Raw genomic sequence first — 7388 nt, forward strand, 5'->3', positions numbered from 1 at the left:
GTGAACAGCTAACAAATGACACGCGAGATCAGATGGGCCGAATCCAGGAACTTTATAGTGCAAAGGGCGATGACCACCCGGGGAACAGATGAATCACCCAGCGGTCCATCTACCCGCGCGAACGGTACGGATCACGTGGTCGCCGCGAACGATCAACCACTTCAAGAAACTCAACTCGGCGACTCACGTGCATCCGCTGGTTCCCCGCTGCCTCGGAAGCCCGTTGTGAATCAACGCAGCCTCTGGGCAAAATTCCCCCACTGCGTCAAGCACCGCGTGTCCGTCACCGAAGAAAGTGTCTTCGCATTCTATCAACTGTTGATCGCGAGTCTCTATAAAGATTCGATTTGAATCAAGGTTGTCCCGGAACTCGATTGAGACCAAATCAGCCAGATTAAGTTTCGTCGAGCGTGGTGTGAGCCCTGTGCACCACCAATGAATAAAATCGGTGGTGATTGTAACTCCAGCGCAATCACCACGACGAACTCCCAGAAAACCCAGAGCCGCCACACCCCCAAAAAAAGCGACAGAATAAGGACTTGCGGTTTTTGCATCAACGCGGCAACCAGCACGGTACCCAGGGCGATTACCAAAAGTCCCAGGTAAACAACGATGTATCGTGGAGAATCGAAGCGTCGAACAAACGTGAATTCGTTTTTCATTTCAGTCGGGGAACGTCGCGGTTCACTGGGCTAACGGCGTTTGACGTCCAAATGTCAAACCACGTCGACGTTAGTTTCGGTGCAACCGCTTGGTTCTAGGGGTACGGCGATCATTGCAAGGACGTGGGTCTTGATGCGATCGAACGTGAATTCTAAAACCAATATCAGTCAGACGCAAAGATCTGACCGCAGAGCCAAGCTATCTGTATGACTGCGATCCAACGCAGACACATCGAACAAATTACCACGGCGGTACGCCGTAGTCTTCCGCCGGAGTAGCTAATTCCAGCGGGTTGGTTCACTTCTCTATCCTTCGAAGTGAACCGCGACGTCCTAGTGGCAAGGAAGCCACTAGAACGGTAGGGTTCAGCGGGGCCGCGCGAGCGACTCACCACTTTAAAAACGTCAACTCGCGGCCTCCGTTGCAACCCATGGTTACCCCAGTCCCGATCTCAGCTAGTCCACCCAAGCGTCAATCTCATCTTCAGTGGAAACCGTTGCGGTCACGCCATGGTCTGTAAACATCCCGTCAGCGTGAAACCCCAAGGTCACGAATTGTTCGGAATCTATCGCCAACGAGCACAATGATAATCGATCGGAAAATCTGCCGGCATCCAATGGGCCTTCGTCGCTCTCGTCCAGTTTCCGCCATTCTTTGTTGTAAAGGTCCAATAGATTGTCCGTGATTCGTGCGAGAATAGTTGATCTGCGTTGTGGCCATTCGTCTGTAATCTGCTTGGCACGGTCAATAGATGCTTGATTCGGTGCTTCTGGAGCTGAATCAAGGAAGAGGTCCACGGTATCGCCTGTTTCTGGTAGCTCGAAAGATCCCTCAAACCATGAGTATTCATCACGAAAAATGAGACGACCAAATCGGGAATCTTGGAACTCGACGGGTTGTGAATCGTCGCAGGCAGGGAAGATGTCTCCGATCAGTTCGACGATTTGGTCCAGCAACGAATCCGTCGCGTCTTCGTCGACGAAGGTCACCGTGACAGTCACGTTGTTTTCGGCAAAGGAAACCTCGGTGGTTAAGCATGGCAGTTTCTCGATGGCAGCTTGGAGCTTTGGGATTCCGTTCGCAGCATCCTCTTCGGAAACCTCAGCATGTAGCGTCAGGACTTGATGGTCAGGCAATAGATACTCCGATGGGGTAACGGTAGCCGTCACCGAGGTCGGGCGGTGGACTGACCACTTTTATAAAACACGACTCCCGACCTTCGCGTGCACGGCATGGTTCGCGAGGTACACACGACCACGGCCTGCACTACATCGCTGTCGACCAGTCTACCCAATTGGAATGGCCAAGGGGAACGAGCATTGATATTTCGGCTGGCGCATAGCGAGTTTGAACTGCTATCTCGGAGCTGAAATCAAACCTTCACGTCAAATGCGATTGATTGGAAACTGATGTCTCAAGAAATCAATTGGGCCGAATTCACGAGCAACTATCAAACGACAAACTCAGTTGCGTCGATCAGCTAGCACTTGTCACGTGAAATCAGATGGGCCGAAATAAAACGCCTGGAACGAAGAAGGGCGATGACCATGTTGACTAGAGATGAGTCATCAAGCAGTCACAGCTACCCGCGCGAACGGTAGCGATCACCGAGTTGGCGCGATAGAGATGAAACTAAAACCCAAAAGTCATCGACTCGCCAACTTCGGTGCATCGCATTGTTATCCCCATTTTATTTCGTTAAACGCCATTGTCCCAAACGTATTGAAATCCATTGCGTAGCTCCATAAAGCGAAACGCATCATGTCGCTGCGTCGGTAGGTTTTCCCAAAACCATTATCGAGAATTTCATCCCAACTTTCACCGTCAGAGTGCTGAGCAAACAACATCGCATTTCGATCAGCAATCAGCTAATCGTCTTCAAGCGGCGTCTGGTAAATAATTTCGTGAAGAGTGCCGGCCCAGTCAGCAAGAATGATGTTTCCTTCTGGAATTTCGTATTGACGCTGTACAACGCCAGCGGCCTTTTCGTGTGGGCGTTCCCAAACGAGCGTACCGAACGATGGCAAATCCGCGATTTGAGTCTCAAGTTGCAGTCGTGGAATTGTCATTGAATCGAAAGTGAAGCTGTGTGCGAATCAGCGGGATAACGGCGGACATAACCGAGTGACGGCGGATGACACACCACTTCAGAACCCCCGACTCCGTCACTTCGGTTCATGTCATGGTTCGCGTGGTACACACGACCACAGTCGGCACTACATCGCTGTCGCCAAGTCTAACCGATTGGAATCGGGAAGGGGAACGAGCATAGATTTTTCGGCTGGCGCATAGGGCGTCTGACCAGCTATCTCGGAGCAGAAAACAAATCGTGACATCAAATGCGATAAACAAGATACTGCTGTCCCTTTCGATTAGATGAGCCGTCAGCCACAACGATAATCAAACGGTGAATTCAATTGCGATCAATAGGAAACTGAGGTCTCCCGAAATCACATGGGCCGCGATAAGGCACAACTATCAAACCGATAATTCAATTGCGGCGATCAGCTTACAGTTGCCACGTGAAATCAAATGGGCCAGATTCAGCAGCATTGGATCCAGTCACAACTCCCCGCGCGAACGTTACGGATCACGCGGTCGCCGCGAGCGATCCTCCATCCCAAAAACCACGACTCGGCGACTCGTCGTGCATCCGATTGTTACCCGCTCTTCTCTGCCATGTCCATTGCCGCTTGGATTTTGGCGATCCGCGTCCGCCACCAAACACACGCGTCAGCGGCATGGTCAGCGGAGCTCATTTCCCATTGGTGCAGCGATTGTACCGCGTCGTCCAAGCGTTCAGTCAAATAGTAAACGTACTCGGATGGTGTAGACGGAATAAAGCCAGGCCCATCACAGCCACAGGAATGAAATGCATGTCCCAATGCGTAAACGCCTGCTAAAGCCCTCCACGCTTTCACATCAGCGCGACGAGGCGGACGCCAATCGCGTCCAAGGTCAGCCATCGGATTGCCGCAGTTTGGGCATTTGAAAATCGCCTCCCGATACTCCGATTGGAGATCTGCAAGACGAAATCCGAGTTCGCGCTCGCGTTCCGAGAGACGTAAATCGTTCCAGGTGCAGTCCCTGAGTTCCCGGTATACGTAGCCTTTGCCACGTACCGCCAGCCAATCGTCGATTGACGGTTGCTTGAATGCCGTTCTGCAATCAAAGCAGGCAAAATGGAGCTTGTAGGGACCTGAAACGGCGTAACGACACATCACATCAGTCGGGTAACGCTGGCCATCACCCGGCACGCGCGAGGAAAGCCACCATGAGAAATACGGCCGATCGCGTGCTCGGTGTGCATGGCTTGGTTATGCCACTACGTCAGCGGCAAATATGTGGCGAGAAACTCCTCGACCGACCGCGGATCGTTAACGCTTAGCAAACAGTCGGGAGTCATAGTGTCATTCGCAAGTTGGGACCGAAATCGCCAAGGGATTTGCCGACCAATTGTACCATATTGAGCAAACTCTATCGCAACATCACGGAACGGGCGCGGATCGGAGAAAAAGGCGGATTCAGGAAACTGGTAGATACTGATGTCTTTCAGCACGTTGGATTCGACGCCATTGAACGATTCGTACACGAAGCAACCTCGCTCAGAGTCTTCTACGCCGTATGCGCAGTATCCAAGAACCGGAGCGTTAAGGAACTCCATTCCGATTCCGCTCATCTCTTCAGTTTCCAGTGAGAGGTTTGATAATTCTCCATTCAGATATCTTCGAACGAGCTCGTCGATTCTGTCTCGACTCGGGTCGTCGATCTTGAGTCCATCGGCGTTGATGTGACGACAATACATGCATCGACCCTGGAAAAGTTCCTCTGTGGCATAACGACCAGCGTAACCGGGCGGCGACGTTACGCGATGATTTCAGTTTCCGCCGGATTCGCCGCTCCGGTTCACGCAATTGTTAGACGGCGTTTGGGCCTGCCGGCTCGACATGTCGTTTTCCAGTCAGAATTTCCATGTAAGTTCGGACTGTGTCGCGGTTGTCCCATGCGGCCTTGAAATGGTCGCGAAGTTTCGGCACGTCCGTGGCGACGGTAGTCGGCCAAAGGTTTGGTGAGTAGGACACTACTCGCATCATGTTATCGACGTCAAAAATCCGTTCTGTACCTTCTGCCTTTATGAGAGCCAGCGGTAAGTCTCGGGCAATCCGTATGCCAAGTTCGAACAGAACATTCGGGTTGTGATCGGAAAGGTCAGCGATGACAAGCTCTTTCGCGAGAAGCTGCGTAATAATGGTTGATTGAATCACGTCGCTGCCGTGCTGGTCTGCCGTCTCCACCGCAAATCCGGCGGCATTTGCCGCCGGTGTAATCAAAGTTGTGAGCACTTCGTTGAAGAATCCTCTAGCACGCGGATTCTCGCCTTTCTCGCTGAACGGCATGACCACAAACGCTGTTCGATCGAATTTGCCTTTTGGTTGACCAATCACCCGAACATCACTGCCAGAATCGTCTTCAGGTGTGTCGCGTTTTGTAATGCCGGGTTTTAGACCTTCGGCTATACCAAGAAACTCGCAGTTGGCCTTGAAGATGTCGGCAAACTCATCGTGTAACGAAGGGTCGATTCCAAAATCATTCTGGAGCGTATTGGTCAGAAACTCCTTTTCAGGAAGATTGCTGCCCCCGTAGTGATCAAATACGCGTTTAAATACGTCCACCGAGAAAAACGCGTCGACAAGTGCCTGTTGCTTTTCCTGTTCGCTCCCAGCGAAAACGAGGCGTCGCCCGAGTTCGGAGAGTTCGACTTTTTCCGTGTCGCGTGATCCAACGGTGAGATCGTAATCACGTGATGAAGCTGCGAGGTAGAAGAACTTGTTGTTGTTCTTCTTCACGCCAAGAGATGCCTTGGCCGCCAATTCGGTGTCCCAAGGATGCCCGTTATTCTTCACTCGAATCGTTTTGGCAAGCGCAATGGCGTCTTCGAGAGGCAGGACCGGGTATGACCGCTTCGCTGTCGTGCTTGCTGTCTTTTGTGAAGCTGCTTTCTTGGCGGGCTTCTTCTTTTTCACGGTCTTCTTCTTTGGAGTTGCCTTCTTCTTGGCGGTCTTCTTTTTTGCGGACGGCTTCGCGCCTAAAGTGTTCGCGGGCGGAGCCGTGGTGCCATCCGGTTCCGCAGAGCTATCGGTGTCGTCAGTCATGAATAGCGTTCGTTGGTACAATGGTGCGATTGATGTGTGTCTTGCCGTCTAACGGTAACGATCACGTGGTCGCCGCGAATGACATACCACTTCAAAAACTTCAACTCGGCGACTCACGTGCATCGTCGGGTTCGCGCGGTACTCACGACCACGGTCTGCGGTACATCGCTGGCAATAAGTCGACCCGATTGGAATCGCCAGAGGGAACGATTATGAGTTTTTCCGCTGGCGCATAGGGCGATTGAACTGCTATCTCGGAGCAGAAAATAAAAGGTTCCTTTGAATGCGACCAATTTGATCTCCGCTGCTTCGTATCAACGCATGGTTCCATCAAATTAGTTGTCAAACGGGGTGACACGACGGCCCCGAATCAGCACTCCAAAAGTCGACACACACCCCAAAAGCAAGATCGAGGAAGGCTCAGGTATGGCCGTCATATTGAACTCAACCTGATCGATGTGCGCTCCCGAAATTCCCGTCGACGTTCCCTGCACGAATGACACCGTTATTGCCTCTCCATTCTGCACAGCAAAAACACTGGAATTCTCGGTCCAGGCACTGGTGATGCTTGTTATTGGAGTCAGGTCAACAATGGTCCCTGAGATAGATCCATCAACGCGGTACTGACTAGTGCCAGGGGACCTGAGCCAAGCATCAAACGTAAACACTGCCATTCCCGTTGTTTGAGATGGCACCACAAACGATTGAGAGAAAGTCACAGGGGTGTTACCGGAATCCAATTCCAGGTGTTGTCCCGTCGATTCTCCGTCCGATCCAATGGTGGGCGAAGTTAAAACCCCAGAATCCCAAACCTCGAACGCGCCAATTGTCGATGTCCAATTTGGGAGAGAGTTTACGACAGCGAAATTAACAATATCTGGTGACTCAAATTCTCCGTTCTTAATTAGGTTCACGGTCGCGGCTGGTACTTGCTGTGCGCAAATCGAGAAGCAAGAGATTAAAATGCAGATGTTCCTCATGGCTCTACTTCTATAGGTTTACAGAACTATAGTGGTCACTGACTCGGTGCGGCTGAGATGAAACTAGAACCCAAATGAAATCGACTCGCCTCCGTTGGTGCACCGCTTTGCTCGGGTATTGCACACGACGACGGCAGGTACCGCATCACTGACGACAAGTCTACCCCATTTGAAGTGTAAAGGGTAGTCAGCATCAAGTATGTAGTCTGCACACCAGATGTAAGAAGTCTTCGATCAGAAACAACTGTCAAACCGCAATCTCAATTGCGATCAATAGGAAACTGACGTCTTGCGAAATCAGATAGGCCGTATTCAAGTACGACTTTCAAACCGCAACTTCAATTGCAGCGATCAGCAAACAGTTGCGACTTTAGGTCAGATGGGCCGGATCGAAATGCTTTGAATTGCGAAGGGATATGACCAACTGAGAAAGAGATAATACATCCAGCGGTCCATCTACCCGCGCGAACGGGACGGATCACGTGGTCGCCGCGAACGACTCACCACTTCAAAAACCTCAACTCGGCGACTCACGTGCATCCGATTGTTATGCGTCCGTTCCCCAATCGTGTACGTTGTCGTAACCCTTAGC

7 protein-coding genes are annotated in these 7388 nt (G+C 51.5%); all 7 read right to left on the reverse strand.

Features of this window, described 5'->3' with window-relative positions; translation table 11 throughout:
- Positions 1–332: 332 nt before the first annotated feature.
- A complete protein-coding gene (locus LOC67_RS27010; RefSeq protein WP_230265973.1) occupies positions 333–662 on the reverse strand; it encodes a hypothetical protein in 330 nt (109 codons plus the stop codon).
- A gap of 456 nt (positions 663–1118) precedes the next feature.
- Positions 1119–1832 (reverse strand): DUF2262 domain-containing protein, encoded by a 714-nt coding sequence (locus LOC67_RS27015; RefSeq protein WP_230265974.1) that lies wholly within the window; start codon positions 1830–1832, stop codon positions 1119–1121.
- Positions 1833–2342: 510 nt separating this feature from the next.
- The gene (locus LOC67_RS27020) at positions 2343–2510 is read right to left on the reverse strand and encodes a hypothetical protein (protein ID WP_230265975.1); all 168 of its coding nucleotides are present in this window, start codon (positions 2508–2510) and stop codon (positions 2343–2345) included.
- Between the two features lie 21 nt (positions 2511–2531).
- Positions 2532–2732 (reverse strand): hypothetical protein, encoded by a 201-nt coding sequence (locus tag LOC67_RS27025; protein ID WP_230265976.1) that lies wholly within the window; start codon positions 2730–2732, stop codon positions 2532–2534.
- Between the two features lie 591 nt (positions 2733–3323).
- Positions 3324–3884 carry a hypothetical protein gene (locus LOC67_RS27030; protein ID WP_230265977.1) on the reverse strand — a complete coding sequence of 187 codons (561 nt, stop codon included), beginning with the start codon at positions 3882–3884 and terminating at the stop codon, positions 3324–3326.
- 104 nt (positions 3885–3988) lie between these two features.
- Positions 3989–4468: a hypothetical protein gene (locus LOC67_RS27035; protein WP_230265978.1), complete on the reverse strand. Its 480-nt coding sequence runs from the start codon at positions 4466–4468 to the stop codon at positions 3989–3991.
- Between the two features lie 112 nt (positions 4469–4580).
- Positions 4581–5816 (reverse strand): hypothetical protein, encoded by a 1236-nt coding sequence (locus LOC67_RS27040; RefSeq protein ID WP_230265979.1) that lies wholly within the window; start codon positions 5814–5816, stop codon positions 4581–4583.
- Between the last annotated feature and the right edge of the window lie 1572 nt (positions 5817–7388).

Origin of the sequence: Stieleria sp. JC731, from assembly GCF_020966635.1 — a bacterium.
Lineage (GTDB): Bacteria > Planctomycetota > Planctomycetia > Pirellulales > Pirellulaceae > Stieleria.

Coding starts and splice junctions, on each gene's coding strand:
- LOC67_RS27010 (WP_230265973.1), bottom strand. CDS start 662: ATGAAAAACGAATTCACGTTTGTTCGACGCTTCGATTCTCCACGATAC.
- LOC67_RS27020 (WP_230265975.1), bottom strand. CDS start 2,510: ATGTTGTTTGCTCAGCACTCTGACGGTGAAAGTTGGGATGAAATTCTC.
- LOC67_RS27030 (WP_230265977.1), bottom strand. CDS start 3,884: ATGTGTCGTTACGCCGTTTCAGGTCCCTACAAGCTCCATTTTGCCTGC.
- LOC67_RS27035 (WP_230265978.1), bottom strand. CDS start 4,468: ATGTATTGTCGTCACATCAACGCCGATGGACTCAAGATCGACGACCCG.
- LOC67_RS27025 (WP_230265976.1), bottom strand. CDS start 2,732: ATGACAATTCCACGACTGCAACTTGAGACTCAAATCGCGGATTTGCCA.
- LOC67_RS27040 (WP_230265979.1), bottom strand. CDS start 5,816: ATGACTGACGACACCGATAGCTCTGCGGAACCGGATGGCACCACGGCT.